This is a genomic window from Mycobacterium sp. IDUB_39, assembly GCF_055419205.1.
The window spans coordinates 67,707-93,764 of record NZ_JBVAXF010000005.1 but is presented as its reverse complement, the minus strand read 5'-3'; the positions used below and the strand labels follow the sequence as shown (position 1 = coordinate 93,764).

Below are 26,058 nucleotides of genomic sequence, written 5' to 3'. Positions count from 1 at the left end.
CGCGCGCCGCCGCGGGGCGGGGTGCTTCGCTCAGCGCGGCACGTCGGGCGGAGTGATCGAGCGCGGCGAGAGCCCCAGTGTCCGAACATGTTCGGCGATGGAGCCGAGGTTGGTGGTCCACACCTCGTCATGCTCGAGCACGTAGCGCATCAAGTCGTCGAGTTCGGCGGCGCGTGATGTCCGCCCGGTGAGGAACGGATGGTTGGTGAGCACCCAGCAGCCGCCGACCCGGCGCAGACCGTCGAACTCCAGTTGCCACAGCTCGCGCGCCTTGCGCGGGCTCTCGATCAGCCCGCTGCCGGAGATGTCGGGCAGGAAGCAGTACTGCTCCCAGTCGTCGAGCGCCCACTGGATAGGAATCTCGACGAGCGAGCGCTCGTCGCCCGGCGTGACCGCCAGCTCGTAGGGGTGGTCTGCGTCCATCAGGCTCGAGTCATAGAGGAAGCCACGATCGGCCAGCAGTGCGGGTGTCCGCCACGACAGGTCCCACATCGGCGCCCGGTAGCCGGTTGGCCGCACCCCGGCGACATCGGCCAGCGCCGCCAGTCCCCGGTCGATGACGTCGATCTCCTGCTCGAGGGTCAGCGCGGTGGGCTGCTCGTGCAGATACCCGTGGTGGGCGATCTCGTGCCCAGCGGCAACAATGCTGCGGATCGCCTGCGGATAGCGGTCGGCGGTGTGACCGGGCACGAAGAACGTCGACGCGATCTGGTGCCGCTCAAGGAGATCCAGGATGCGGGGAATGCCGACCAGCGGACCGTATGCCTGGTGGCTCATCACGCTCATCCGCGCGCCGACGGCCTCGTTGTTCCACAGCACCGCTGACTCGGCATCGACATCGAAGGTGAAGGCCGCCGCCGCGGACTTTCCGTCGGGCCACTGTATTTCACTCATGCCTTCGCCATCATGCTGATCAGCTCATAGGCGAGGTTCGCCGCGGCGACAGCCGTCACCTCGGCCTGGTCGTAGGCCGGTGCGACCTCCACGACATCAGCACCGACAATGTTCAGGTCACGCATCGCCCGCAGCACCGCCACCAGCTCGCGGCTGGTCATACCGCCGATCTCGGGTGTTCCAGTCCCCGGCGCGAATGCCGGGTCCAGCACGTCGATGTCAATCGACACGTAAACCGGGTGCTCGCCGACTCTTTCGAGCACCCGCTCGATGACCCCATCGACACCGATGCGGTCGATATCGCGGCAGTGCACCACGGTGAATCCGAGTTCTGCGTCCTCGAGGAGATCGGCACGGTCATACAGCGACCCGCGGATGCCGACGTGCGCGGAGCGGTCCTTGACCAACAGTCCCTGCTCGGAGGCGCGCCGAAATGGCGTGCCGTGGGTGCATGGTGCCCCGAAGTACGTGTCCCAGGTGTCGAGGTGAGCGTCGAAGTGCACCAACGCGACCGGCCCGTGCACCTGATTGATGGCCTGCAGAGCAGGCAGTGCGATGGTGTGATCACCGCCGAGCAGCACGAAACGCTGTTCGGGGCGGGTGACCAGTCCCAGGATGCCGTCGCGGATCTCTCCGACCGCGGTGGTGATGTCAAACGGGTTGGCTGCGATGTCACCGGCGTCGACGACCTGGGCCGCGGCGAACGGCGATACGTCGAGCGCGGGGTTGTAGGGCTTCAGCAGCCGGGAGGCCTGGCGGATCGCGGCGGGCCCGAAGCGTGCGCCCGGACGGTAGGTCACCCCGCTGTCGAAGGGCACCCCGACCACCGCGATGTCGTAGTCACCGACCTCATGGCGCTGCGGTAGCCGCGCAAAGGTCCCGAAGCCCGCGTAGCGCGGGACTGCCTGCGCGTCGACCTGGCCCAGCACTCCTGCCGCCGTCTCCACATACGGTTGGCTGTACACGTTCATTCCCTCCGTCATGCTCTCGACCGTGTCGAGCCGCCATTGCACGAGATGACCTGACCGACAACCGACTCCAGCTCGAAGTCGGACAATAGCTCGACCGCAGCGGCCACCTCGTCGGGAGATCCGATCCGGCCCAGCGGGATCGAGGACGCATACCGCTGGTGCATCGCGGCCAGTTCGATACCCGCGGCATCGGCGTCCACCTGCAGCTGCGGGGTGTCGATGACTCCCGGCGCGACGGCGTTGACGATGATGTGTTCGGCCGCTAGCTCTCGACCCAGCGTCTTCACCAGTGAGATCAGGCCCGACTTCGCGGCCGAGTACGCGGTAGCCTCCGGCCATCCGGTGACACCCCACTCGCTGGTGATCACCACGATGCGCCCGGCGCCCGCGTCGCGCATGTGCGGGAGGACCGCCTGGACCAGGAAGAACGTGCCACCCAGGTTGGTGTCGACCACCTTCCACCAGTCGGTGTCGTCGTGGTCGGCCAGCGGTGCCATGGTCATGTAGGCGTGGTTGGCCACCAGGATGTCGAGGCGGCCCGTCGCCCGCACGACGTCGGCGGCGATGCGCTCACACTCGCCCGCGTCGGACACATCACCCGGCGCGGTGAGGCCGCCGATCTCGTCGGCCAGCGCCTGCAGTTGCGCGCTGTCGCGGATGTCGTTGACGGCCACCGTGGCCCCGGCAGCGGCCAGTCGCCTGGCGTGGGCGGCGCCCATACCCTGCGCGGCGCCGGTGACCAGGGCGACCCGCCCCTTCAGATTGGTGCTCATATGACGGCTCCGGAGTTGACGTTGACGACGTCACCGACGCTGAATGTCGCATCGCACAACAGGTATTCGACGCAGCGTGCGACCTCGTGCGGTGTCGCCAGCCGCCGCAGTGGCAGCGTGGAGAGGTATTCGGTTTCCCGCCAGGGCGAGTCGGCCGCCAGCAGCGGCGTGTCGGTGGGTCCCGGTGCCACACAGTTGACCCGCACACCTTGCCCGGCGACCTCGGCGGCGAGGCTTCTGACCATTCCCAGGATCGCACCCTTCGCCGCCGCGTAATGCGCATCGCCGTCACCGCCGCCGACGGACAGTTCGCTGGCCACCGCGACCAGCGCCCCACGCCGGTCGATGAGGTCGGGCAGCGTCGCCCGCGCCACGTTCACCAGGCCACCCAGATGAACGCGCAGCATCCGGCGCCACGCGTCGGCGCTGATGTCGGCGACCGGCGCCATCTCGTAGTAGCCCGCCGACGTCACGACCGCGCTGATGGGTCCGAGCCGCTCGCGGACCTCCGTCACCGCGGCGCTGACCGCTGTGGCATCCGAGACATCGACGGCCACAGTGTGTTCCGCGGTATTCGACGAACCGGTGAGGTCGAGGCAGCCGACGGTGAACCCACGTCCGGCCAGTGCGTCCACGACGGCCGCGCCGATACCGCTCGCGCCACCGGTGACCAGTGCTACGGGTTGCTCACTCATTGGCCAGCGCCCGATCGTCGGCCTGTTCGTCCAGCGCTTCGATATCGTCGACCACGGAGGTACCAGTGATCCGCGACCGAACAGTCGCCAGCAGCACCGCGCCGATCACACCCAGCACCGCAACGCCGATCCAGACCGACCAGTCCAGGTAGCGCTGCTCGAAAGCCGCGCGCGGCCAAGCGATGTTGAGGAACTGCAGCGCCGCCCACACCACCGCCACCAGTGCGACCGGGAGCGTCGCGCGGCCCAGCGAGAACTTCGCCGGGGTCCAGGCGCCGCGTAGCAGCACCACCAGGAACCCGACCAGCGGGAACAGGAAGGCCAGGTAGAAGCCGCCCGCAGTGAAGTTGACCATCAGCGAGTAGATATCGCCGGCGACGATGCTGAGCAGGAAGAGGCCGCTGCCGACCACCGTGGTGATCAGGATCGCCACCGTGGGGATGCGGGCCTTGCCACGCAGCCGGACCAGCGTTGCCGATGCGGGCAGCGCGCCGTCGCGGGCGTAGGCCCAGATGACGCGTGATGCCGAGGTCTGCAGCGCCAGGAAGCTGGCCAGGAAGCCGATGACGAACAGCACCTCGACGGGTTTGGCGACGCCGTGGCCCAGCGCGGTGGTGAGCGTGTCGTACACCGGATCGGACACAGCGCCCTCGGCCACCGCGCCCAGATCCGGGATCGCCAGGATGATCGCCAGGCTGGAGTAGGCCACCACGAGCGCGATGAACGCCAGCGAGAACAGCACCGCCTTGGGCAGGTCGCGGCGTGGCTCGTGCACTTCCTCGGCGATGGAGCCGGCACTCTCGAAGCCGACGAACGACCAGCCGATGAAGGCGACCGCCAGCATGAACGGACCGGTCAGATACGCCAGCGTGTCCATGTCCGGGCCACCGCCGGTGAACAGCACCGAGAGCGAGTTCTCCCGATGGAACAGCAGCAGCCAGGTGCCCAGCACGAATGACCCGATCACCTCGGCGATGATGCTGCCGACCATGAAGATCTTCAGCGCCCGTCGGCCGACCAGGTTGACCCCGGTGCCGGCCAACAGGATCACCAGCGCGATCACCGCGAGCGTCCCACCCGACGGCGTCTCCATCCCGAGGATGTTGGCGATGAAGCCCGCCGCGCCGAGCGCCACGGTGGCCATCGCGATGACCAGCGTCCACATGTAGACCCAGCCGGCGAACCACCCGTAGGTCGTGCCGAGCAGTCGGCGTGACCACTGGTAGATCGAACCCTCCAGCGGCCAGCGCGACACCAGGGTGGCGAACACCAGCGCAACCAGGAGCTGGCCGCCAAACACCAACAGGAAACCCCACCAGAAGCTGGGTCCCGCTGCCGAGAGTGCCAGACCGAAGATGCCGTAGAGGGCAACGATCGGCGAGATGAAGGCGAACGCAAACGCGAACGCCGACCACAACGAGAACTCGCGGCGCAGCTGTTGAGACTGCTCCGCGGAACCGACAGATGACGACATGTGCTGCTCCCTACTCGGTGCGCTACTGGCAGGAACTATCACGCCAGCTCAGCGCATGCGCCAGCAGTTGAGCCGAACTCGCAGAGATCCCACCGCGCCGAGGCCTGGCATTGGACGATCGCACAATGCTTCGGCCCGCGGATGTGACGGCGGCGTTACGCTCGTCCAATGACTCCGCCGCCACCCGGCGTCCCCGCGGAGCCCGCAGCGGCGGAACGCCCTGACACGGGCGCTCCCACCCTGCGCGACGTGCTCGACGCGCCAGGGTTGGGGCTCGTCGTCTCCGAGGGAACGCAGAAGAACCTCGACCGGGCGATCAACTGGGCGCACATCACCGAGATGCGGGACCCCTCGCGCTACTTGCGAGGAGGTGAGTTGGTCTGCACGGTCGGCATCACCCTGCAGACACCGCAGGACTGCCAGACGTTCGCCGACTCGCTGACGAAGGGGAACGTCGCAGGCCTGTGCTTCGGGATCGGCGACGGTCACGACGCGGTGCCGGCGGCCCTGCTGGCAGCATGCCGGCGTCACGACCTACCGGTACTGATCGCGGCGCCCAGCGTGCCGTTCAGCAAGATCAGTCGCTTCGTCGCCGAATACGAACTCGGCGCGGAGATCGCCGTGGCGCGGGCAACCAACGCACTGGTGCCCGAGCTGCTCTCATCCCTGCGACGGCATGCGTCAGCTCGCGAGCTGCTGGATACGGCTGGCCAGATCCTGGACTGCTACTTCCTCTTGGAGCCTCACGGCACGGGGGACACGGTGGAGCACGAGTCGCCGGTGGTCTCGGTCGACGTGCCCGGTCTGGGCATCCTGGGGTGGGTGGGCAGTGGCGACCAACCGGAGCCGGCACTGCTGGACCTGATCGCGCGGTTCGTGCGCGCGACCCAGGTTCAGCAGGACGTTGAGGCAGCCCTGGCCCGCGAGCGCGTCGGTCAGCTGCTGTCCCTGGTGGAACGCCGGATGCTGCTGCCCGACGCCCTGGGCCAACTACTGGAGTGGCCCGGATTCGCGACGGGAGCGCTCACGTGCTCGGCGTGGCCGGCCGGCGCCGGAGCCCTGCTGTCGATGGCGATGCCCGAGGCGTTGGTCGGTGATGCGCCCGACCTGTGCCTGATGCTGACCTCGGAGACGCTCGAGATGGACGAGGACCTGTCGCTGCCGTCCGGGCACTCAGCCCATGTGCCGCTGACGGAGATCGGTTCGGCCATCGGTCAGGCACGCATCGCGCTGGATCTGGCCCAGCGCCGCGGCCGTCGCGTCGGGCCCGATCAGTTGAGCACTCTCGACAGCCTCCTCGAGCAACTCCCCCTCGCCCAGCTCGCCCCATTCAGACAGCATCTGATCGCTCCGCTGGCGGAGATGGACCGTCAACGCGGCACTCAGCACGTGCGCACACTGCGAGCGTTCCTCGCCTCGAACGGATCGTTGAGCGAGACCGCACGGGATCTGTACCTGCACACCAACACGGTGCGGCACCGGTTGGCGCGAATTCTCGAACTCACCGGACGAGATCCGTTGAGCCATAACGATCAGGCCGCGTTCGCGATAGGACTGCATGCCGCAGACCGGGAGTCGCCCGGCTAGGTGTGAACCGGCAGCCACACCCAGCTGATGCCGCTCGACTGCAAGGCGACCACGTCGCTGCGTCCGAATGAAGGACGGCCCCCTCGTTGCCGAGAGGGCCGTCAGTTCGCTCAGTCCTGCTTAGTCGTCGCCGCCGCCGGACTTGTTGTCCGACTTCTTGTTGTCGGTCTTGTCCTTGTCGGACTTGGTGTTGTCCGACTTGGCGTTGTCGGTCTTGTCCTTGTCCGACTTGGCGTTGTCGGACTTGTCGGACTTGTCCGTCTTGTCCGACTTGTCGGTCTTGTCCGACTTGTCGGTCTTGTCCTTGTCGGTCTTGTCGGTCTTGTCGCTGCTGCTGGGCTTGTCGTCGTCGGTATCCGTCGAACCTGTCGCGTCGTCACCGCTACCACCGGTGGCTCCACCGGCAGAACCCGTCGTGTCGTCAGCACCAGTCTGTCCGCCGTCGGCGTCAGTCGACTCCCCGGCGGTGTCAACGCCGGTCCCGCTGGCGTCATCGACCTCGGGAACGGTTGTCTCCGCCGGTGTTTCAGCCGGAACCTCTGTGGTGAGTCCAGCCTCGGTGACCGGCACGGCTCCGCCCACGGGCGTTCCGACCTTGGCATCGGCGTCGGCAGGCAGCGTCACAACGTCGCCGGCAAGCACGAGATTGGTCGACGCCACATCCGAGACGAGGGACTGGGTGGTGACGGGAGGTGTCGGCACGGGGAACACCGGGTTGTTGAACGCGTCAGCCAGCGCCTTGGGCAGATCGACGAAGAAGTAGTCCAGGGTGCCGCGGTCACCGAGGATTCCGGTCCACGGGCTCCGCGTGGAGAACGGCGGGGTGAATCCGTTGACGAGGGCGTTCGTGACCTTGATGGGCAAGCTGACGAGGTGGCTGGCGGCAGCCACCAGGTCACCCGAGACGGCCGCGGCGCGGATGTCGTCCAGGACCAAGGCGAACTGAAGACCCGCCGAGGCCGCAGGCCCCAGGAGGGACCGGGTGAATTCGGTGAAGACGCCGCGCTTGAGCAGTGTGTCGAAAACCGCTGCCAGCCGTTGCCCGTTGGGAAGGCTCGACAGGAGGTCGCCGGGAATCGCCAAGGTGGGGAGCAGCGGCACAAGCGCCCGCTCGATACTCACCAGGAACCAGACGTTCACCTCGCTGAACGCCTCGACGAACTGGCCCGTCGAAAGGAAGTTCAGCGTGTTCGTCAGGACGGTGGGGAGCATTTCGAGACGGGTCTGAAGTGCCACAGCACCCGCCTGCATGCCCGCGCCGATGACGCCGCCGTAGGTGCCCGGGAAGCCCACGAGCTGCTGCAGGAGCGGAAGCGGGTTGAGCGCGTTGGACCCGAGGAACTTGACGAAGTCTGCGTAGATCGCCGGGTTGGTGATCGCCTGCGTCACGGAGGGAATCGAGGTGGTCAGGATCGAGCCACCGAGGGTCCCCACGTTGGTGAGCGTGTTCTGGAACAGCGCGCCAAGATCGTCGAGCGGATTGGCGGAGGCCGAGAGAGAAACCGCGTGCTGCTCGATGTCACGAGCGGTCGGCATGCTCGGCGTCACCGGGGTGATGGCGAGGGCGCCTGCGCTGGCCATCGCGACGCTGGCCACCATGACCTTGGCACGGCGGCTGGTGGACGGTGAACGGGGCGACGAAAGATCGTTTGCCGACGAGTCGGCGGGAAGGGCTAGCTGCACGGGGTGTCTCCTGTAGCGCGAGTGAATTACCTAAACGGCGCCTGAAGATTAGCTGAGCCTAAGCTAAGAAACAATAGGGTGGCCTAACCCTAATTAGTTGGCCGAATGATAGAGGCTGTAAAGACCCTATGAGCAGGGGACTTTAGCACCGTCACCCGCGTCATTCGGGGTACCTGTCAGCGGCTTCGCTGACTACAGTGACGAGAATCACTGAGAAATCTCTCAGGTACGGCCGTGGATCACGCCGCACCGCTGCGACACCCGAGCGAGGTTGCTGAGCGACGGACCAACCCGTCCCCGGGTGCGCCGGGACACACTGTCAGGCCTCCTCTTCTAGTCTGGCTCCGTGACTTCCGTTCGAACCCTCGCACGACTGGAGAGGGTGGAGTTCGCCGACCTGCTCGAGGGCCTGACCCCGCAACAGTGGGGCATGCCCAGCCTGTGCCACGGATGGTCCGTACACGATGTGGCCACCCACACGGTCGCCTATCTGGGTCAGAGCCGAAAACTGCTGCTGATCAACATGATCCGGGCGCGCGGCGACGTGGACCGCATCAATGCGGACCAACTCCGGGAGCACGCCGGTCGGTCACCCGCCCGGCTCGTCGAGTTGATGCGCCAGGGCGCCGAACCGTCTGGCGCAGCGGCCCTCTACCGCGGCCGGGTGGGCCTGATCGAGTGCCTGATCCATCAGCAGGACATCCGCCGACCACTTGAGCAACCACGCGCCATTCCCGATGAACGGCTACGTGTCTCGCTCGACTACGCCCGCGTCAGCCCGGTCATCGGAGGAGCTCGGCGCACGCGAGGGGTACGGCTGGTGGCCACGGATATGGACTGGTCCGCCGGTCACGGACCCGAGGTACGAGGCTCGGGAGAGGCACTGCTGCTCGCCATGACGGGACGGGCCGAACTCCTCGACGAACTCGACGGCGAGGGCGTCACGCTGCTGCGGTGAGACAGCACTATCGTGACGGGTGGAGCGAGGGGAACACTGGTGGAGCTTGAGCAGGTGGTGCACGCTCGGCGATCGATCCGACTCTTCCATCCGAACAAGCCCGTGCCGCGTGGCCACGTCGAGGCGGCACTCGAATTGGCGAGACAGGCGCCCTCGAACTCGAACACGCAGCCGTGGCATCTGGTCCTCGCCTCTGATGGCGCCCGCGAGCGGTTGGTCAACGCGCTGGTGAACGAGGCCCGCGTGCGTGAACCCGCGGTGCCAGCACTTCCCGCTGAGTTCGACAGTGCGAGATACGCATTGGGAGAGCAACTGTACGGAAGTCTCGGGATCGCCCGCGATGACGCCGAGGGCCGGCGGAGAGCAGTGCAGCTCAACTGGCGGTTCTACAACGCGCCACTGGCCGGCATCGTGTGCATGCACCGCGATCTTCGCCATGCCGACAGCCTCGGCGTCGGAATGTTCCTGCAGACCTTCGTCCTCGGTCTCACCGCGCGCGGGTTGGGCAGCTGCGTCCAAATGCTCATCGCCGGTTTCCCCGACGTGGTTCGTGACACCTTGGCGATTCCCGACCGGTACGAGATCCTGTGCGGGCTCGCCATCGGTTATCCCGTCGAGGACCTCCCCGCCAACAACCTCAGCGTCCCGCGCAAACCGATCGACGAGTGCGCGGTATTTCTAGACCACTAGCCGACAGTTGCCAACGATGGAGGCCCACGCTTGGTCACGATGGCGGTAGATGACCTCCGCCCCGTAGCCCTGTGGGCGGCGGACTGCGCCGAACGCGCCCTCTCCCTCTACGAGGATCGGGTACCCGGCGATCCCCGGCCGCGGGACGCGATCGGGGGTGCGAGGTTGTTCGGCGGTGGCCAACGGCGGGACAAACGAATGCGCATGCTGGCGTTCGGGGCGCTCGCCGCGGCCGGCGACGTCGACGAGCCGGCCAGGTCGGCGGCGCGTGCGGCGCAGATGGCCGTGGCCGTGGCCTACACGCACCTCGATCTCACGGGCACCGCCGCGGCTCGACAGACTATGCACCTGCTCGCACCCGCGGTCTACGCTGCCCAGGCGTGCGAACTCGCCACTGGCGACCCGTGCGCAGCTGCCTCCGAGATCGACTGGGCGGTAGCGCATTCCACGGGTTCCGTGCGCGCCTTCGTGGCTCAGATGCCGGCCCCATCGCCGCCGATGACACGGCTCGGGAGGCTCTATGGGGCGCTGGACACCGCGCTGCGGTTGCCTGAGGGGAACCGGTGATGACGCAGCGGCAGAATCTTGCTCGTACGTGTCAGTGATCTGCATTGTGCTGAAATACCTCTGGCTACAAGGTCTACAGATGGCAGTTTTCGTCGCGATCATGACGATGGCGTTGTTGGGTGTTTTCACGATGTGGCTTCCGTGGGCGGCGCGGCGCTCGGATGTGTTGGACCGCCTCATCGACATCGTTGGGATCGCCGGTCAGTTGGCGCCGATGGTCGGTCACGAAACGCTGCCGCGGTCCCCCGCACGGTGTACGCATTCGGACAACTGTCCCACTGACATGGTCAATTGAGGCGAAGCGGCAACTAGCGGCCGCTGTTGCCGACGCACCCCCCGGACGTATTCTTTTCAGTGCTGAACTCATTGCCGCGCCACAACAAAGAGATGTGGGTCGTCATGAACCGTCTGGTGGAGAAGAAGATCGTCATTACCGGAGCAGCCAGCGGCATCGGTCGCGCGGCAGCTGCACTGATGGTCGCGGAGGGTGCCCGGGTTCTCATCGCCGATCGCGACGAGGACGGCGCCGCCGCAGCAGCAGCCCAGATCGCTGGCGGGGAGTCCCCCGGACGGGCGGTTGGCGTCGCGGTCGACGTGATGGACGAGGGCTCGGCCGCGGTCATGATCGACCGCGCCGTCGCGGAGTTCGGCGGTATCGACGTGCTCTGCAACCACGTGGGCGGCAGCAACCCGAAGAAGGATCTCGATCTGCTGCGCATGGACCTTGCCGAGTGGGACCGGGCGATGGCGCTCAATGCACGCAGCACCGTCGTCGCCTCCCGGTTGGCTCTTCCGCACATGATCTCCGCCGGTGGCGGGTCGATCATCAACACCGTCTCCGTCGCAGGCCTGGCAGGTGACACCCTGCAGTGCGCCTACGGCGCGGCGAAGGCTGCCGTCATCCGGCTGACCCAGTACATCGCCACCCAGTACGGCCGCAGCGGAGTGCGCTGCAATGCCGTCGCGCCCGGCGCGATCATGACACCCGCGCTGCGCGACAATCTGTCGGCGGACGTGATCGCCGACATCCAGCGCCACAACGCCCTCGACCTGATCGGCGATCCCGAGGACATCGGGTGGGCGATGGTCTATCTGGCCTCCGATGAGTCCCGCTACATGACCGGGCAGACTCTGGTGCTCGACGGCGGACTCACCGCCCAGAGTCCGATCGCCGCGAGCCGCCGCGCCATGCTCGACGAGTGACCCCGAACCGCGTACAGACTGCATTTCCGCGGACGCCGCGGCCTGCCTAGCGGTAGACAGGATGGTATGCCTGCTCGTCGTGGGACCCGTATACCGTCGAAGCACGCCGGACGGACGATCGGTGGCCTGCTCGCCGCCGCAGTCCTACTCGTAACCGGTTGCGCGAGCACCGAATCCGGTGACCCCGCCGCACTCAAACCAGGCGAGTTGCTCACCACGCAGCCGTTGACCACGGCGGCCGCACTCCCCAGCGCTGCCAGCACCCGTCTGATCACCTACGTCTCCGAGGATTCGCACGGGCGGCCCATCGTCGTCTCCGGCACCGTCGCGGTACCGAAGTCGACACCGCCCGACGGCGGCTGGCCGGTGCTCAGCTGGGCGCACGGGACAACCGGCTACGCCGACACCTGCGCCCCGTCGGTGGACACCGAGGACGGGCTCGACCACGACTACTTCGAGCTGGTGACCGACAACCTGGACACCTGGGTGGCACGCGGCTACGCCGTCGTCCAGACCGACTACCAGGGCCTGGGCACCCCCGGCGGGCACCCCTACGTCGACGGTACGAGCGAGGCGAACACGGTGATCGACATCGTGCGAGCCGCCCGAGCCCTCGATCCCTCGATCGGCACCGACTGGGTGACGATGGGCCACAGCCAGGGCGGGCAGGCGGCGCTGTTCACCGCGCAGGACGCCCAGCGGCGAGCGCCCGACCTCGCATTGAAGGGCGCGATCGCAATAGCCCCCGGTGGGGTCGGTCTGAGCCAGGCCGTCGACTTCACCAGGTCCGGCCAGCCGGGAGCCGAGGCGGCGGAGGCCTTCCTGCCCCTCGTGGTGCTCGGCGCGCAAGTGGTCGACCCCTCGATCAACGCTGACGAGATCTTCACGCCGCAGGCCCGTCCTCTGCTGACCGCGGCCCGGACAGCGTGTCTTCCTCAGATCCGTGCGGTGCCTCCGGTGCCGGCGGCGCAGGTATTCGCGGCGGACGCGGACGTGAGCGCACTCACCGAATATCTCAGCCGGCAAGATCCCACTCACGTCACACCGCAGGTACCGATCATGGTCGTCCAGGGCACGTCAGATGTGCTGGTGGCCCAACCCGGCACCGACGCGTTGGTCAAGTCGATGTGCGGCAAGGGTATTGACGTTGACTATCGCATCTATCCCGGTCAGGACCACCGCGGCACGGTGCCCGCATCGCTAAGGGATGCGCAGGATTTCGTGGGCAAGGTGATGAGCGGGGAGCCGACGACCGATTCCTGTGACCGCTGAGCGCTGAGCCCAGTCCAGTCCAGTCCAGTCCAGTCCGAGGGTTCAGCCCGCCGGGTCGGCGCTGTCTGTCGCCAGAAGATCGTCAACGAAGTGAGGATCGACGCTGGCCCCGGTCGCTGCCGCGAACATGCCGACCCTGCCGATCGGGAATGAGTCGAGCATTCTCGAGAGGTCCACGCCCTCGGGCAGGATGGCAGCAGCCGAGGCCGCGCTCCCACCCATCATCGCGGCGAGCGCAGCCCCCACCTTGGGGCCGGCAACCGGATCAGCGAGAACCTCGCCGATAGTCGAGTTCCGCGACAGCGGCGGGGCCACGTGATCGCCGTCGACCGCGATCACAGCGGACGTGCGGATGTCACGGCTCGACGCTGCGACGTCCACGACGTACGAGCCGCCTTCGACGATCCAACTCTCCACCCGGGTATCCCAGTAGGCCAGATCCTCTCGGCGAACCGTCAGGTCGATGTCGCGACACTCGCCGGGAGCCAGCGCGACCGACGCGAAGGCCTTGAGTTCACGCAGCGGACGCTGGACTGCGCCGCCCGGCAGGGACATGTAGACCTGCACGACCTCACGGCCCGCGACGGCGCCCGTGTTGGAGACCGCCACTCGCACCTCGATGTCTCCCGCGGCGTTCAACGCAGCCGTGGCGGCACCGTATTCGAATGTCGTGTAGGACAGACCATGACCGAACGGGAATGCGACGTCGAGATCTCGGGCGTCGTACCAGCGGTAGCCGACGAACAGGCCCTCCCCGTAGCGGACGTGGGAGAACTCGCCGGGGAAGTCGAGGTAGGCCGGGGAGTCCGACAGGCGCATCGGGATCGTCTCGGTCAGCTTGGCCGACGGGTTGACCGCGCCGAAGAGAACGTCGGCGGTCGCGCCGCCGCCCGCCTGACCGAGCAGCCATCCCTCGAGGATCGCCGGCACCCTCTCGGCGAAGGGCAGCGCCACCACGCTGCCATTGGACAGCACCACGACCGTGTTCGGGTTCGCGTCGATGACGGCATCGAGGACGGCTAGTTGCTCAGCGGGCAGGTCGATGTCGTCGCGGTCGTACCCCTCCGATTCCGCCGCGGCAGGCAGCCCGAGGAAGACCACAGCGACGTCGGCTCGCGATGCCGCGTCGACCGCCTCGTCGCGTAGCCCCGCGGACGGCTCGGACCGCTCGGACCGCGACAGTTCGAACCCTGCGGCGAATGTGACATCGCCTGATGCGTAGGAGCGGATCTCGTCGAGCGCATTGTCGAGACGGGTCGGGTTGATCAGCGACGAACCCGCACCCTGGTAGCGAGGCTTGGTCGCGAAGGCGCCGATGACGGCGATGCTCGCCTCCCTGGCCAATGGGAGGACGGCGCCGTCGTTCTTCAGCAGAACGATCGACCGTCCGGCGGCTTCCCGGGCGAGCGCGTGGTGCTCGTCGACGTTCAGAGGTCCGTTGACCAGGCCCCCTGCCTTCTGCACCTTGTGCACGAGGTCGAGCACTCGCCCCGCTGCCACGTCCACCACTGCCTCCTCCAGGCGCCCGCTCGTGACGGCGGCGACGACCTGGGCGTCAGTGGCACCGTTTGACGTCGGCATCTCCAGGTCCATCCCGGCCGCTATCCCGGCCACCCGGTCGTTGACCGCGCCCCAGTCCGACACGACGAGGCCCTCGAATCCCCATTCGCCGCGCAGCACCTGCGTGAGCAACCAGGGGTCCTCCGAGGCGTACACCCCGTTGATGCGGTTGTAGGAGCACATGACAGTCCACGGCTGCGCATCTTCGACGACGCGCTGGAACCCGCGCAGGTAGATCTCACGCAGCGGTCGGGGATCGACGTCAGAACTCGACCGCATGCGGTCGTTCTCCTGGTTGTTGGCCGCGTAGTGCTTGAGCGAGGCGCCGACGCCCCTGGCTTGTATGCCCCTCACGATGGCTGCGCCCAGCACGCCCGAGACGACGGGGTCCTCGGACAGGTACTCGAAATTGCGGCCGCACAGCGGTGATCGCTTGATGTTGATGCCTGGCCCCAGCAGGACCGCGACGTTCTCGATGGCGGCCTCGGTACCGAGGGCTCGGCCGATGCGCTCAACGAGTTCGACGTCCCAGGAGCAGCCCAGGCCGACGGCCGGCGGAAAGCACGTCGCCGGAACACTGTCGCCGATGCCGAGATGGTCGCCGCCGACCCGTTGCTTCCTTAGACCGTGTGGTCCGTCGGTCAACATGATCGACGGGACCTGCACGCGTTCGAGGGCTTGGGTGAGCCAGAAGCTCGCACCGCTCGTGAGCGACGCCTTCTCCTGCAGCGTCAAGTCGGCAACGGTCACATCGGCCGTCAAGTTCTCGGTGTCATCCACTACGCGGCGCCTTCCGTCCTTGTCGATGCTAGCTACGCATTGGTGAGCGCACGTGCCGTTCGACCACGGCCGAATGGGACCGCATTCACGCATCCGCGAATGACAACCTCGATTCGGCAACGATTTCGTAAAGGTTCTGTTTCGCAATCGGATTCAGTCGTCACGGGGGTGCGCGACGGGCTGGCGCGCTAGAAAGCGCGTCCAATTGACGTCCAATGTCACGGGAAAGACACAGCGCGGCAACGCTTTAGCGGATCTCGGTTACATCTAGCATTCAATTCGCGCCGCGCCTGGACGCGGGTTACATCGATGTCATACGGTCCAGAGACAAATTATCTTCGCAGTAAATAGCTCAACGCAACGAGGGAGTGAACGGTGACGGTCAACTTTGATCGATTCGCTATTAAGGCGATCGCTAGCGCGGGATTCTGCGTCAGCGCATTGGTGTTGAGCCCGCACGCAGTGGCCACTCCGTTCACTACGGGCGGCGGCTACGTGTGCGTCGAGGCCCCGGCCGGCGGCGCCGGGCCGGCGGCGGCCGGAGCTGCTGCGCCGTGCGCTGCTGCCGCGGTCCAGTCCGCTGGCATCGTGCCGCCCGTGCCCCTCGGGCCGCCCCCGATCGTGCCGCCACCCCTGGTGCCACCGATCGTGCCGCCACCCCTGGTCCCGCCGATCGTGCCGCCACCCCTGGTGCCGCCGCTCGTGCCGCCCCCGGTGGTCCCGCCCGTGGTGCCGCCCATCGTGCCGCCCGTCGTCCCGGTCGCAGCGGCCGCTCCTGCGCTTGCAGGCGCCCCGCTCATGGAGATGAGCGGTGCCACAGGCAAGGGTGCACCGACCGCCCCAGCGGGCTCCAACGGGCCAGCCGCAGGAGTGCCAGCCCTTCCCGGCCCCAACTAGCCGGATAGCGCTGCCGGGATAGCGTTATCCCGCAGTCGCTTTGACGCCAGTCTGGCTGGAGGCGAAGACCTCCGGGTCGAGTGGAGAAGTTCGACTTCTCCACTCGCCCGGAGGTCTTCGTCGTTTCTTGGCCGCCGAACGTGAAGAAATGTGCGAGATTTCAGCGAGACTTCGCCATCGTCTTCACGTTCGGCAGAGCGCAGGCCAACCGCCGAACGTGAAGATATGTACGAGATTTCAGCGAGACTTCGCCATCGTCTTCACGTTCGACAAGGGGCGGGCTGGGGCGGGCTGGGGCGGGCAGCGCCCGCGGATGGTGGCGACCTACTCCTGCACGATGACAGGATCGCCGACGTTGGCCGTGTTGAAGTACCACTCCGCGGCCGCCGGGATCAGGCTGATACAGCCGTGGCTGGTGTTATCGAATCCGATCGATGGCACCGCCCACGGGGCGGAGTGCACGAAGATGCCACGGCGTGTGATGCGCACGGCGTAGTCCACCTCCATCAGGTAGCCATCGGAGGCGGTGGTGGGGATGCCGACGCTGCTGGAATCCATGAGCACCGACCTCTCCTTGCTCAGGACGGTGTACTTCCCGGCGGGCGTGGGGTACTCGGGCCGACCCATGCTGGCCAGCAGGACCCCCGCCTCACCGGCGTGAGGCAGGTGGTGCGGCGCCGGTAGTCCGATCGGCGACTCTGCCCCCACCCCGTCGATGGTCACGGTGAACGTGTGGTCCGAGATGTCGGCGACGCCGATAACGGCCGCCCCGGTTTGGAATGCGGTGCGCTTGCCCGCGACCGAGAGCATCACGGTGCTGTGCGACGGCCAGTAGTTGTCGGGAACCCATTGCACGACATTGCTTTCGAGCCACTCGAACTTGCCGGTCATCGGGGGCGTCGACCTGAGCGCAAGGTCGCGCTCGGCGGCCAGCCGATTGGGCATGGGCTTGCTGAACGTCACCATGATGGGGGCTGCGACGCCCACGATGTCGTCGGGCGTCGGCGAGATCGACTCGACGCCCAGGTTCAGCGCCTGGGTCGCCGCAGCCGTGTCTACATCCCTTATGGCACCGGGCACGGTCGTGGCAGCGACAACGACAACAGCCAGAAGTGCATGAGAAACCGCTCGCATCGATCCGAACCCCTTGAAATGACTAACGTTTCATGAGCGCCGTCATCGTATGCGGGGGCGCGGCGCCGTCCCTGCCGCACACGTCAATAGTTCGGTCAAGTGTTCGTCACGGTTGAGCCACGGGACGGCATAGCGCAGCCGGCTTGGCCGGCAGCGCTCTCACAGGCTTCATCGCCCTAGCGGCCGTTCGTCTGTCACGACTAGGAGCCGTCGACGCGCGCGCCGGACCGCCCAGTACGTCACCAGTAGCGCCAGAGCGAGCAGCGGATAGCCCATCGCAATCCGCGCGACGGCCAACCAGCCTGTGAACCCCGCGTCATAGAGCCACTCCTGGACGACGAACCTCGCGGCGAAGACCGCCACGAACGCGAGCGTCGCCACGTCGAACGCGTGCACAGCGACCTTGTCGTCGCGCCACGACTGCCCCACGGCCGCGCTTGTGAGCAACTTCCAGATCACCCCCACGAGGGGCCGTCGCGCCAGGACGGAGACCGCGCAGATCACGGCCATAACCAGACTTGCCCAGATGCCCGGCAGGAAGTAGCCCTCGGCGGAACCGCTGTAGAACGCGATCAACGACGCTACGAGGACTCCGATCAGGCCGGAAACGGCTGGTTGGATCGGGTCCTTGCGAAGCACCCTCAGCAGGATGAGGCCAACGCTGGTGCCGATGGCAACCACTATCGCTGCATCGAGCCCGGCGATCGCATCGACGATGACAAAGGCAAAGGTGGGCACGCTGGCCAACACCAGCCCGGACACACCGCCCATGCGATCGAGCAGTGTCGGTTGCCGTTCATCGGTGGGCGCTTCGGTCATCGCTTCATCTCGTCCCGCCGAGCTGCTTGGCGAGGTAGGCGCTCACTGGTCATCCGTCAATGGCACACCCGGACGTTGCGGCACAGTCAAGTCCGCCGGCATCGATCAGAATGGAGCTGTGGGATGGAGTACGCGTGAAATCGCCGAACTCGCAGGCACCAGCCTGAGGGCGGTCCGGCACTATCACCAGGTCGGTCTTCTCGCCGAGCCCGAACGCCGCTCCAATGGCTACAAGCAGTACGGCGTCACCCACCTGGTCCGGCTGGTGCGGATCAAACGACTGACCGATCTCGGGTTCTCACTCCCCCAGGTCGCCGCCGTGGGCGACACCGACGAACACCCAGAAGAGGCACTGCGGGCACTCGATGCCGAACTCGCCGCCACCATCGCACGGTTGCAGCGTGCGCGCAGCGAGCTGCGTCTGATTCTGGAGAGTTCCGCGCCAACCGACCTGCCCCCGGATTTCGTTCCACCCGCCGCCATCGCCAAGATGTCCGATGCTGACCGTTCCCTCGTCGTCGTCCTGACCCGAGTCCTGGGGCCACGAGGACTTCAGGCCTACGCCGACCTTCTGCAGAACACCCCGGATGAGCCTTCGGTGTCCGCGTTCGACGACCTGCCGGCTGATGCCGATGAATCGACTCGCCAAGACATGGCCGAACGCCTCGTCCCCTACATTCGGGCGATCTACGAGGCCCACCCCGGCCTCGTCGGTGCCAGAACCGACGCCCCTGGCGGAGCGCGCTTCGCCGACGAGACCATCGCCGGCGCGATGGCGGAGTTGTACAACCCGGCGCAACTCGACGTCCTTCGCCGTGCCGGCGAGATCCTGCGCTCAGCCCCCTAAGGTCGGCATCGGCAACGGTGCCAGGCGATGGCGAGGTGGTTCGGTACCATGCAGGTGACGAACGAAATAGTCCCAGGTACGCCGGAAGAAGTAGTGCGTGCGGCCTACCAGCGCGTGTTCGGCTCCCGGAATCACGAGCATGTCGAAGTCCTTGTCCGCCTTGATGAGTGCATCAACCAGACGCAGCGTCTGATACGGATGGGCGTTGTCGTCGAGTTCCCCGTGGATGAGCAGCAGCTTGCCCTCCAGGTTGGCGGCCAAGGTCGCGTTCGAGATGGCCCGCTTCCCCTCGGCGCTGACATCGCCGTGGTAGTGCTCGGCCCACATGGCCAGGTTCACGCCGTTGTCGTGGTTGCCGGACACCGAGACCGCCACGGAATAGAACTCGGGGTACATCAGCAGGGCACGGGCGGCGGCGAAGGCACCTGCGGATTGGCCGGTGATCCCGACCCGCCCGGTATCGATCCAGGAATACCGATGGCCCAATTCGCGGATCGCGGCGACGTGATCGTCAAGGGCACCGGCATTTCCGAGGTCACCATAGGAGTGGTCGTGAAAGGCCTTGCTACGACCGGCACTACCGCGCCCGTCTACAGCGACCACCGCAAAGCCAAGCGCGGCAAACGCTTCCGGCTCGCCGTAGTGCGGCTCGTTGAACGACGGGCCAGCTCGGTAGATCTGCGGCCCGGGATAGATGTGTTCGATCACCGGGTAGCGGCGCTGCGGGTCGAAACCGTGCGGTCGCCAGAGCAGGCCGTAGATCGGCGTCTTGCCATCGGCGGCCGTCGCGCGGAACCGTTCCGGAGGGCTCCAGCCAAGGGCTTCCAGCCTTTCCGTGCCCGGAGATTCGAGTTCGACGAGAACCACTCCGTCGCCGTCCAACACAACCGAACGCGGCGGTTGGCTCGACGTGGAGGCCCGGTCGACGAGGTACCCGCCATCCGGTGGGCTCAGTGCGTCATGATCGAGGTCGTCGTCGGTGATACGGGTGAACCCGGACCCGTCGAGACCGATCCGGCAGATCTGGCGTACGTACGGGTCCCTTTCGTTGAGCCCGCCGGCAAGGAACCACACCTGCCGACGCTCCTCGTCGACCCACAGGATCTTGCGCACGAGCCACTGCCCGGTGGTGACCTGGGAAACCTGCTGCCCGTCGGCCGAGTAGAGGTAGAGGTGTCCCCACCCGTCACGCTGCGACCACCACAGGGTCTCGCCGGAGTTGAGCACATGCACCATCGGCGGCTCACCCAGCTGTGGAGTCGGGTCGACGCGGGTCTCGCCGGCCTCACTGATCAACGTCGTGATTGCGCCGCTGGTCGGATCGAGGCGTCGCAGTTCCAGCGTTCGGGCGTCGCGGGACTGGTGCAGGAAGTGGACCGCCTCATCAGACGTGCCGGACGTCCCCGACCACCACGCGTACACGAGGGCGGTCGGGTGCATGATCGTGGTCGGCTCAGCCTGCTGTCGGACCACGGTGCGGTCAACGACATTCAGAACAGTCCACGACATCGTCACCTGCGCCTCTTCCCCGGGCATCGGGTAGCGGGTTCGGTGCTCCACTGGTCGGCCGCCGTCCCCGGGAGCGGACTCGATGAGAACCAGTTCCGGCAGGTCGCGTTGGTCGAGGCGCTGCACCAGGAGTCGGGTCGAGTCCGGCGACCAGGAGACAACCAACGGCGGCGGCAGACCGAGCACACGCATCAGCGCTCGTGCCCCGGTCGCGTCGGGCAGCCCGCCGTAGTCGAACTGCGGCTCGGCGTCGTCGGTGAGCGCGAACTCCTGCTCGCTCTCCCCTTCGCCGCGGCGCGAACGAACCCAGATGTTGCCGTCGCGGCGGAACGCGACCCACGACTCGTCCGGGGACATCACCTCGCCGGGCCGAGCCTGCCCGTCGTCGTCGAGCCGCACGCATGCGCCTGCGCTGTCGGACCACTCCCAGCGCGATTCGAACGCGGTGAACCGCACCGAATCCCCGATCTCGACTCCAGTGATCGGCAGGTCCACCGCAGTCACTGCGTGGTGAGACGCGACGGACAGTGCGGTGGCCAGCCGGTCGTGGTCGAATGCGTCGCGGCGGCTGCCGGCACCGGGATCTGCCACCACGAAGCGAGTGCCGACCTGGTACCAGAACCGCTTGCCGCCCGAGAGCCAGTGCGGTTGCAGTGAACTGCCGGGCACGCGCCTCGCCCGGTACGGGGCAAGCATCTGCTCCGCACGCGCGTAGTCGGAATCCGTCAGTTGCACTGGGGTCTGTGCGGTGTCGTTCGGCATCACGACTCTGATGGAACACCCGGACGTAGCGGCATGGTCAAGCCAAGGTTGACCATGCGCGGCAATCTTTGTGACGTGCGTGGCCACCACTTTGCTCGAACCGCGCGTGCGGCGCCGCAGCAAGTAGGCTCCGCCGATCGCGCTACCGATCCCAGCTCGGACAACACCGCCATCGACGCAGACCAACCTGCGATTTCGAGTCGGCCTCGCGCCCGTCGGATGTGTTTGCCACCGCAAGGACGGAAGCGCCGACCACGCGCCACCTGTTGGCTGCGACTGGCGCATGCTGCGCCGGTGACACTACTTTCCAAGGGTGATCTCCTCAGCTGCCGGCGCAGTCGCGCGGTGGATCTCCCCGTTCCTGGCCGTTGCAACCGTCGTCGGTATCGGCTATTCAGCCGTTCCGGTGCAGACTGCTCCCGCCCCCGATGTGCGGCTGGCCAGCGATGCCAACCCCCTGGCCGGGTTGCCCTTCTACGTCAACCCCCGGTCGAAGGCACGTGCCGCCGCGGATGGCGTCGATCCGCCCAATCCGGAGCTGAACGCCATCGCCGACACCCCGACGGCGTACTGGATGGACAACATCTCCACCCCCGCGGTCGACGCGAAGTACATCGCCACCGCGCAGGCTGCCGGCACCATGCCGGTTCTGGCGCTGTATGGAATCCCGAATCGCGACTGCGGGAGCTACGCAGCGGGCGGGTTCGGGTCGGCCGGCGCCTACAAGGGATGGATTGACGGCGTCGCGGGTGCCATCGGCTCGGGACCGGCTGCGGTGATCCTCGAACCCGACGCACTCGCGATGGCCGACTGCCTGTCGGCCGACCAGCAGCAGGAACGCTACGACCTGATGCGCTACGCCGTCGACTCGCTGACCCGCAATCCGGCCACGGCTGTCTACATCGACGGCGGTCACTCACGGTGGGTCGCCGCCGACGTCATGGCAGCCCGGCTCAACGACGTCGGTGTGGCGAAGGCACGGGGCTTCAGCCTCAACACCGCGAACTTCTTCACCACCGAGGAGTCGATGGGGTATGGCAATGCGATCTCGGGGATGACGAACGGCGCGCACTACGTGATCGACACCTCGCGCAACGGCGCGGGCCCAGCCGAGGGCGAGATGTACTGGTGCAATCCGAGTGGACGGGCGCTCGGCGCCCGGCCGACGACGGAGACCGGTAACGGCAACGTCGACGCCTTCCTGTGGGTCAAGCGTCCCGGTGAGTCCGACGGAGCATGCAACGGGCATCCCCAGGCGGGTCGCTTCGTCAACCAGTACGCCATCGACCTGGCCCGCAACGCCGGCTGGTAGGAGCACGCGCGACCGCTTCGGCTACAACTCCGAAACGCGGCCGTTGTCGACCAGCCACGACCGGTCCAGCCGAACGTTCTGCAACATCCGGCGGTCATGGGTAACCAGCAACAACGCACCGTCATAGCTGTCGAGCGCCTGTTCGAGCTGTTCGATGGCGGCGAGGTCGAGGTGGTTCGTCGGCTCATCGAGAACCAGCACGTTGGTGCCACAGGCCTGCAGTAGCGCGAGGCCTGCGCGGGTTCGCTCGCCGGGCGAGAGTTCGTCGACGGTGCGCTCGACGTGGTCGGCGCGCAGCCCGAACTTCGCGAGCAGGGTTCGAACATCGGCAGTCGGCCATGACGGCACCCGCTGCTCGAAGCGATCGACGAGCCGCTCGGAGCCGGTGAAATCCGCACGCGCCTGGTCGATCTCGCCGATTTCCACATTGGCACCCAGGCTCGCGCGGCCCTCATCGGGCTGTCGGCGACCGAGAAGTAGCCGCAACAGAGTCGATTTTCCTGCCCCGTTGGGGCCGGTGATACCGATCCGCTCGCCGGCATCGACTTGCAATGACACCGGCCCCAGGACGAAATCACCTTGGCGCACAACGGCATTGTCGAGGGTCGCAACGACCGAACTCGACCGCGGCGCGGCTCCGATGGTGAACTCGAGTGTCCATTCCTTGCGGGGTTCGACAACCTCCTCGAGGCGCGCGATCCGGCTCTCCATCTGACGGACCTTCTGGGCCTGCTTCTCGCTCGACTCGGTGGCGGCCCGTCGCCGGTTCTTGTCGTTGTCGGGAGCCTTGCGCATCGCATTGCGAACACCTTGGCTCGACCACTCCCGCTGGGTGCGTGCGCGCGCCACGAGGTCAGCCTTCTTGTCGGCGAACTCGTCGTACTGCTCACGCCGGTGTCGGCGGCCGACCTCACGCTCTTCCAGGTAGCTCTCGTACCCGCCGCCGAACACGGTGGTCATGTTCTGAGCCAAGTCCAGCTCGAGGACGCGGGTGACGCTGCGGGCCAGGAACTCTCGATCGTGGCTCACCAGCACCACGCCGCCACGAAGTTCGCGGACGAACTGCTCCAGCCGAGCGAGTCCATCGAGGTCGAGATCGTTGGTCGGCTCGTCGAGGAGCACGATGTCGAATCGCGACAGCATCAGTGCCGCGAGTCCCACCCTCGCCGCCTGCCCACCCGACAGGGCGGTCATCGGCGTCGTCTCCGGCCGCACCGCATCGGTGTCGAGACCCAGGTCGGCCAGAACGGCAGGCAGTCGCTCGTCGAGATCGGCTGCGCCAGTGGCGAGCCAGTGATCCAACGCAGCTGAGTAGGCATCCGCACTTGCCGCCGAATCGGTCAGCGCCTCGGCCGCCGCCTCCATGGCCTCGGTGGCCGCGGCGCATCCGGTGCGGCGAGCGATGTAGGCGGCGACGGTCTCGCCGGGCACCCGCTCGTGCTCCTGCGGCAGCCACCCGACGAAGGCATCGGCTGGCGCGACGCTCACCGTGCCCTCGAGCGGCTCGAGATCCCCGGCCAGAATTCGCAGCAGCGTGCTCTTGCCTGCGCCATTGGCGCCCACGACTCCGATGACATCGCCCGGTGCAACGGTCACGTCGAGATTCTCGAAGAGCGTGCGATGGGCGAACCCGCCGGCCACATTCTTCGCGACGAGCGTTGCAGTCATTGCCCTATCGTCCCACCCCCGCGCAGTTGGACGGGAATACGTACGACGCGACCGGCCTTGACACCGAGATGAGCACAGCACCTTTGGCAGGACGGCGAGCGCTGGTCACCGGCGGATCGCGAGGAATCGGCGCGGCGATCGTGCGGCGGCTGACCGCAGAGGGTGCCGCGGTGGCCTTCACCTACGCGTCCTCGGCGACCGACGCCGACAAGCTCGTCGCCGAGGTGACGGCTGACGGCGGTACCGCGGTCGCGATACAGGCCGAGGCCGCCGATCCGGCTCAGATCGCGTCCGCGGTCACCCGGGCCGTCGCGGAACTCGGCGGGTTGGACGTGCTGGTGAACAACGCGGGTACCGCCGTCCTGGCGCCCGCCGAGGAATTCACGCTGGAGCAGTTCGACCGTTTGGTGGCGGTCAACATTGGTGGGGTGTTCTGGGCGATCCACACGGCCATCCCGCACCTGAGCGAGGGCGCCCGAATCATCAACATCGGCAGCATCAACGCCGACCGAGTACCGGGGCCGGGCATCTCGGTGTACGCGATGACCAAGGGCGCGGTGTCCTCCCTCACCCGCGGGCTGGCTCGCGAACTCGGCCCGCGCGGAATCACCGTCAACAACGTGCAGCCGGGTCCGATCAACACCGATATGAATCCCGACGAGGGCGAGTTCGCCGAGAGCCTGAAGCAGGTCGTCGCACTGGGCCGTTACGGGCACACCAGCGACGTCGCCGCCTTGGTGAGCTTCCTCGCCGGCCCGGAGTCCGGCTACATCACCGGCGCAAATCTGAACGTCGACGGCGGCTTCACGGTCTAGCAGTCGGCATCAGGGGTCGTTCGCATACACCCCGGCGCGGCGGATCGCCTCATATCGCCACAGCGGCCCGCGTTAGGCTGGCTCGGTCGGTCTCAGCGAACGCCGATAGGAAAGTTGAGCAACTTCATGACCGCAGCAGCAGAAACGACGGCGCTCGAATCTCGAGTCGGCCACTACTACCAGATGGAAGACACCTATCTGGTGGGCCGCGAGAAGGTGCGCGAGTTCGCCCGTGCTGTGCAGGACTATCACCCCGCACACTGGCATGTCGCCGCTGCCGCGGAACTCGGTTACTCAGACCTGGTGGCGCCGCTGACGTTCACGTCAACCCCGGCGATGGCCTGCAATCAGCGCATGTTCGAGTCGGTGGTTGTCGGTTATGACATGTACCTGCAGACCGAAGAGGTCTTCGAGCAGCACCGCCCGATCGTGGCCGGCGACGAGCTGAAGATCGACGTCGAGCTGACATCGGTGCGCAGGATCGCCGGCCGAGACCTGATCACGGTGACCAACACCTTCACCGATGCCGCCGGCGAGCGGGTGCACACCCTGCACACCACCGTCGTCGGCGTCACCGGCGAGGACGTCGATCCGGCGATCAGACCCGCCGTGGCGAACGTGATCATGCATGACGTGAACATGCTCGGAGTCGACGCGTCCCAGACGGAGTATCAGAAGGCGGTGCGCCCCGAGGGCGAGGTTCGGATCGCCGAGGGCAGCACCGCCCGCACCCCGGCCTCGCCGTCGTTCGACGACGTGAAGGTCGGCGACGAGCTGCCGGTTCACCACACCCGGCTCTCCCGCGGCGACCTGGTGAACTATTCCGGCGTGTCCGGCGACGCCAACCCCCTGCACTGGGACGAGGAGATCGCCAAGCTGGCGGGGCAGCCCGATGTGATCGCCCACGGAATGCTCACCATGGGCCTGGGTGCCGGCTTCGGCTCCGGGTGGTCCGGTGATCCCGGCGCGGTCACCCGCTACGCGGTGCGGCTGTCTCAGCCCGCCATCGTGCCCGCCGACGGGGGCTGCGATATCGAGTTCAGCGGCCGGATCAAGTCGCTGGACCCCATCACGCGCACCGGTGTCGTGATTGTCGCCGCGAAGTCCGGTGGCAGGAAGATCTTCGGCCTGGCGACACTGAACGTCCGCTTCAGCTGACCTGACGGCCCTGCCACCGAGGAGCGTCGC

The 26,058-nt window shown here is 66.9% G+C and carries 23 protein-coding genes; 12 read left to right on the top strand and 11 right to left on the bottom strand.

The features are described from left to right. Positions 1-30 precede the first annotated feature (30 nt). From ACZY0X_RS19065 to ACZY0X_RS19045, 5 genes are read right to left on the bottom strand one after another with little or no spacing between them, the layout of a single operon-like run. Positions 31-894 (bottom strand): polysaccharide deacetylase family protein, encoded by an 864-nt coding sequence (locus ACZY0X_RS19065; protein ID WP_463772620.1) that lies wholly within the window; start codon positions 892-894, stop codon positions 31-33. Next, a complete protein-coding gene (gene speB, locus ACZY0X_RS19060; protein ID WP_463772619.1) occupies positions 891-1,877 on the bottom strand; it encodes an agmatinase in 987 nt (328 codons plus the stop codon). The genes ACZY0X_RS19065 and speB overlap by 4 nt, the downstream gene beginning before the upstream one ends. Beyond that, entirely contained in the window at positions 1,874-2,638 is a 765-nt protein-coding gene (locus ACZY0X_RS19055; RefSeq protein WP_463772618.1) for an SDR family NAD(P)-dependent oxidoreductase, read from the bottom strand. Before ACZY0X_RS19055 ends, speB begins: the two co-directional genes overlap by 4 nt. Beyond that, positions 2,635-3,333: an SDR family NAD(P)-dependent oxidoreductase gene (locus ACZY0X_RS19050; protein ID WP_463772616.1), complete on the bottom strand. Its 699-nt coding sequence runs from the start codon at positions 3,331-3,333 to the stop codon at positions 2,635-2,637. The genes ACZY0X_RS19055 and ACZY0X_RS19050 overlap by 4 nt, the downstream gene beginning before the upstream one ends. Continuing rightward, complete coding sequence (locus ACZY0X_RS19045) at positions 3,326-4,807, bottom strand: APC family permease (RefSeq protein WP_463772615.1); 1,482 nt, start codon at positions 4,805-4,807, stop codon at positions 3,326-3,328. The genes ACZY0X_RS19050 and ACZY0X_RS19045 overlap by 8 nt, the downstream gene beginning before the upstream one ends. A gap of 168 nt (positions 4,808-4,975) precedes the next feature. Between ACZY0X_RS19045 and ACZY0X_RS19040 the strand changes: the two genes are divergently transcribed. After that, positions 4,976-6,394, top strand: a complete 1,419-nt coding sequence (locus tag ACZY0X_RS19040; RefSeq protein ID WP_463772613.1) for a PucR family transcriptional regulator — start codon at positions 4,976-4,978, stop codon at positions 6,392-6,394. A 120-nt stretch (positions 6,395-6,514) separates the two neighbouring features. Here ACZY0X_RS19040 and ACZY0X_RS19035 read toward each other — a convergent pair whose 3' ends face one another. Continuing rightward, on the bottom strand, positions 6,515-8,077 hold the full coding sequence (locus ACZY0X_RS19035) for a hypothetical protein (protein WP_463772612.1): 1,563 nt from the start codon (positions 8,075-8,077) through the stop codon (positions 6,515-6,517). A gap of 346 nt (positions 8,078-8,423) precedes the next feature. On the opposite strand from ACZY0X_RS19035, the gene ACZY0X_RS19030 reads away from it, so the two are divergent. The 6 genes from ACZY0X_RS19030 to ACZY0X_RS19005 all read left to right on the top strand — a co-directional run bounded on the left by ACZY0X_RS19030 (position 8,424) and on the right by ACZY0X_RS19005 (position 12,767). Next, entirely contained in the window at positions 8,424-9,035 is a 612-nt protein-coding gene (locus tag ACZY0X_RS19030) for a maleylpyruvate isomerase family mycothiol-dependent enzyme (protein WP_463772610.1), read from the top strand. Positions 9,036-9,071: 36 nt separating this feature from the next. Then, positions 9,072-9,725 (top strand): nitroreductase, encoded by a 654-nt coding sequence (locus ACZY0X_RS19025; RefSeq protein WP_463773352.1) that lies wholly within the window; start codon positions 9,072-9,074, stop codon positions 9,723-9,725. A gap of 39 nt (positions 9,726-9,764) precedes the next feature. After that, positions 9,765-10,292 carry a putative immunity protein gene (locus ACZY0X_RS19020; RefSeq protein WP_463772609.1) on the top strand — a complete coding sequence of 176 codons (528 nt, stop codon included), beginning with the start codon at positions 9,765-9,767 and terminating at the stop codon, positions 10,290-10,292. 79 nt (positions 10,293-10,371) lie between these two features. Then, positions 10,372-10,587, top strand: coding sequence for a hypothetical protein (locus tag ACZY0X_RS19015; RefSeq protein WP_463772607.1), 216 nt, complete (start codon positions 10,372-10,374; stop codon positions 10,585-10,587). A 104-nt stretch (positions 10,588-10,691) separates the two neighbouring features. Then, the gene (locus ACZY0X_RS19010) at positions 10,692-11,495 is read left to right on the top strand and encodes an SDR family NAD(P)-dependent oxidoreductase (RefSeq protein WP_463772605.1); all 804 of its coding nucleotides are present in this window, start codon (positions 10,692-10,694) and stop codon (positions 11,493-11,495) included. Positions 11,496-11,561: 66 nt separating this feature from the next. Further along, positions 11,562-12,767 carry a lipase family protein gene (locus ACZY0X_RS19005; RefSeq protein WP_463772604.1) on the top strand — a complete coding sequence of 402 codons (1,206 nt, stop codon included), beginning with the start codon at positions 11,562-11,564 and terminating at the stop codon, positions 12,765-12,767. Positions 12,768-12,809: 42 nt separating this feature from the next. Here ACZY0X_RS19005 and ACZY0X_RS19000 read toward each other — a convergent pair whose 3' ends face one another. Continuing rightward, a complete protein-coding gene (locus ACZY0X_RS19000) occupies positions 12,810-15,107 on the bottom strand; it encodes a glycoside hydrolase family 3 C-terminal domain-containing protein (RefSeq protein ID WP_463772603.1) in 2,298 nt (765 codons plus the stop codon). Between the two features lie 375 nt (positions 15,108-15,482). On the opposite strand from ACZY0X_RS19000, the gene ACZY0X_RS18995 reads away from it, so the two are divergent. Then, positions 15,483-16,004 (top strand): hypothetical protein, encoded by a 522-nt coding sequence (locus ACZY0X_RS18995; protein ID WP_463772601.1) that lies wholly within the window; start codon positions 15,483-15,485, stop codon positions 16,002-16,004. Positions 16,005-16,328: 324 nt separating this feature from the next. On the opposite strand, the gene ACZY0X_RS18990 is transcribed toward ACZY0X_RS18995, so the two are convergent. Both ACZY0X_RS18990 and ACZY0X_RS18985 read right to left on the bottom strand, forming a co-directional pair. Then, positions 16,329-17,138 carry a L,D-transpeptidase gene (locus ACZY0X_RS18990; RefSeq protein ID WP_463772600.1) on the bottom strand — a complete coding sequence of 270 codons (810 nt, stop codon included), beginning with the start codon at positions 17,136-17,138 and terminating at the stop codon, positions 16,329-16,331. Positions 17,139-17,306: 168 nt separating this feature from the next. After that, positions 17,307-17,957, bottom strand: a complete 651-nt coding sequence (locus tag ACZY0X_RS18985; protein ID WP_463772599.1) for a DUF3159 domain-containing protein — start codon at positions 17,955-17,957, stop codon at positions 17,307-17,309. Between the two features lie 118 nt (positions 17,958-18,075). Between ACZY0X_RS18985 and ACZY0X_RS18980 the strand changes: the two genes are divergently transcribed. After that, positions 18,076-18,804 carry a helix-turn-helix domain-containing protein gene (locus ACZY0X_RS18980; protein WP_463772598.1) on the top strand — a complete coding sequence of 243 codons (729 nt, stop codon included), beginning with the start codon at positions 18,076-18,078 and terminating at the stop codon, positions 18,802-18,804. Here ACZY0X_RS18980 and ACZY0X_RS18975 read toward each other — a convergent pair. Continuing rightward, positions 18,793-21,075, bottom strand: a complete 2,283-nt coding sequence (locus ACZY0X_RS18975; protein ID WP_463773351.1) for a S9 family peptidase — start codon at positions 21,073-21,075, stop codon at positions 18,793-18,795. The two genes, ACZY0X_RS18980 and ACZY0X_RS18975, sit on opposite strands and share 12 nt — an antisense overlap. A 316-nt stretch (positions 21,076-21,391) precedes the next feature. Here ACZY0X_RS18975 and ACZY0X_RS18970 point away from each other — a divergent pair, with 316 nt between their 5' ends. After that, a complete protein-coding gene (locus ACZY0X_RS18970) occupies positions 21,392-22,387 on the top strand; it encodes a glycoside hydrolase family 6 protein (protein ID WP_463773349.1) in 996 nt (331 codons plus the stop codon). A gap of 21 nt (positions 22,388-22,408) precedes the next feature. On the opposite strand, the gene abc-f is transcribed toward ACZY0X_RS18970, so the two are convergent. Then, a complete protein-coding gene (abc-f, locus tag ACZY0X_RS18965; protein ID WP_463772596.1) occupies positions 22,409-24,055 on the bottom strand; it encodes a ribosomal protection-like ABC-F family protein in 1,647 nt (548 codons plus the stop codon). 68 nt (positions 24,056-24,123) lie between these two features. Between abc-f and ACZY0X_RS18960 the strand changes: the two genes are divergently transcribed. Then, positions 24,124-24,870: a 3-oxoacyl-ACP reductase family protein gene (locus tag ACZY0X_RS18960; protein WP_463772595.1), complete on the top strand. Its 747-nt coding sequence runs from the start codon at positions 24,124-24,126 to the stop codon at positions 24,868-24,870. A 126-nt stretch (positions 24,871-24,996) separates the two neighbouring features. Then, positions 24,997-26,028 carry a fused (3R)-hydroxyacyl-ACP dehydratase subunits HadA/HadB gene (locus ACZY0X_RS18955; protein ID WP_463772593.1) on the top strand — a complete coding sequence of 344 codons (1,032 nt, stop codon included), beginning with the start codon at positions 24,997-24,999 and terminating at the stop codon, positions 26,026-26,028. The last annotated feature ends 30 nt before the right edge of the window (positions 26,029-26,058 follow it).

Bases quoted from the DNA above. Each gene is read 5' to 3' on its own strand.
- ACZY0X_RS19050 (WP_463772616.1), bottom strand. From the start codon at position 3,333: ATGAGTGAGCAACCCGTAGCACTGGTCACCGGTGGCGCGAGCGGTATC.
- ACZY0X_RS19005 (WP_463772604.1), top strand. From the start codon at position 11,562: ATGCCTGCTCGTCGTGGGACCCGTATACCGTCGAAGCACGCCGGACGG.
- ACZY0X_RS19065 (WP_463772620.1), bottom strand. From the start codon at position 894: ATGAGTGAAATACAGTGGCCCGACGGAAAGTCCGCGGCGGCGGCCTTC.
- ACZY0X_RS19010 (WP_463772605.1), top strand. From the start codon at position 10,692: ATGAACCGTCTGGTGGAGAAGAAGATCGTCATTACCGGAGCAGCCAGC.
- ACZY0X_RS19040 (WP_463772613.1), top strand. From the start codon at position 4,976: ATGACTCCGCCGCCACCCGGCGTCCCCGCGGAGCCCGCAGCGGCGGAA.
- ACZY0X_RS18985 (WP_463772599.1), bottom strand. From the start codon at position 17,957: ATGACCGAAGCGCCCACCGATGAACGGCAACCGACACTGCTCGATCGC.
- speB (WP_463772619.1), bottom strand. From the start codon at position 1,877: ATGACGGAGGGAATGAACGTGTACAGCCAACCGTATGTGGAGACGGCG.
- ACZY0X_RS18960 (WP_463772595.1), top strand. From the start codon at position 24,124: ATGAGCACAGCACCTTTGGCAGGACGGCGAGCGCTGGTCACCGGCGGA.
- ACZY0X_RS19045 (WP_463772615.1), bottom strand. From the start codon at position 4,807: ATGTCGTCATCTGTCGGTTCCGCGGAGCAGTCTCAACAGCTGCGCCGC.
- ACZY0X_RS18990 (WP_463772600.1), bottom strand. From the start codon at position 17,138: ATGCGAGCGGTTTCTCATGCACTTCTGGCTGTTGTCGTTGTCGCTGCC.
- abc-f (WP_463772596.1), bottom strand. From the start codon at position 24,055: ATGACTGCAACGCTCGTCGCGAAGAATGTGGCCGGCGGGTTCGCCCAT.
- ACZY0X_RS18975 (WP_463773351.1), bottom strand. From the start codon at position 21,075: ATGCCGAACGACACCGCACAGACCCCAGTGCAACTGACGGATTCCGAC.
- ACZY0X_RS18955 (WP_463772593.1), top strand. From the start codon at position 24,997: ATGACCGCAGCAGCAGAAACGACGGCGCTCGAATCTCGAGTCGGCCAC.
- ACZY0X_RS19055 (WP_463772618.1), bottom strand. From the start codon at position 2,638: ATGAGCACCAATCTGAAGGGGCGGGTCGCCCTGGTCACCGGCGCCGCG.
- ACZY0X_RS19015 (WP_463772607.1), top strand. From the start codon at position 10,372: ATGGCAGTTTTCGTCGCGATCATGACGATGGCGTTGTTGGGTGTTTTC.
- ACZY0X_RS19020 (WP_463772609.1), top strand. From the start codon at position 9,765: ATGGCGGTAGATGACCTCCGCCCCGTAGCCCTGTGGGCGGCGGACTGC.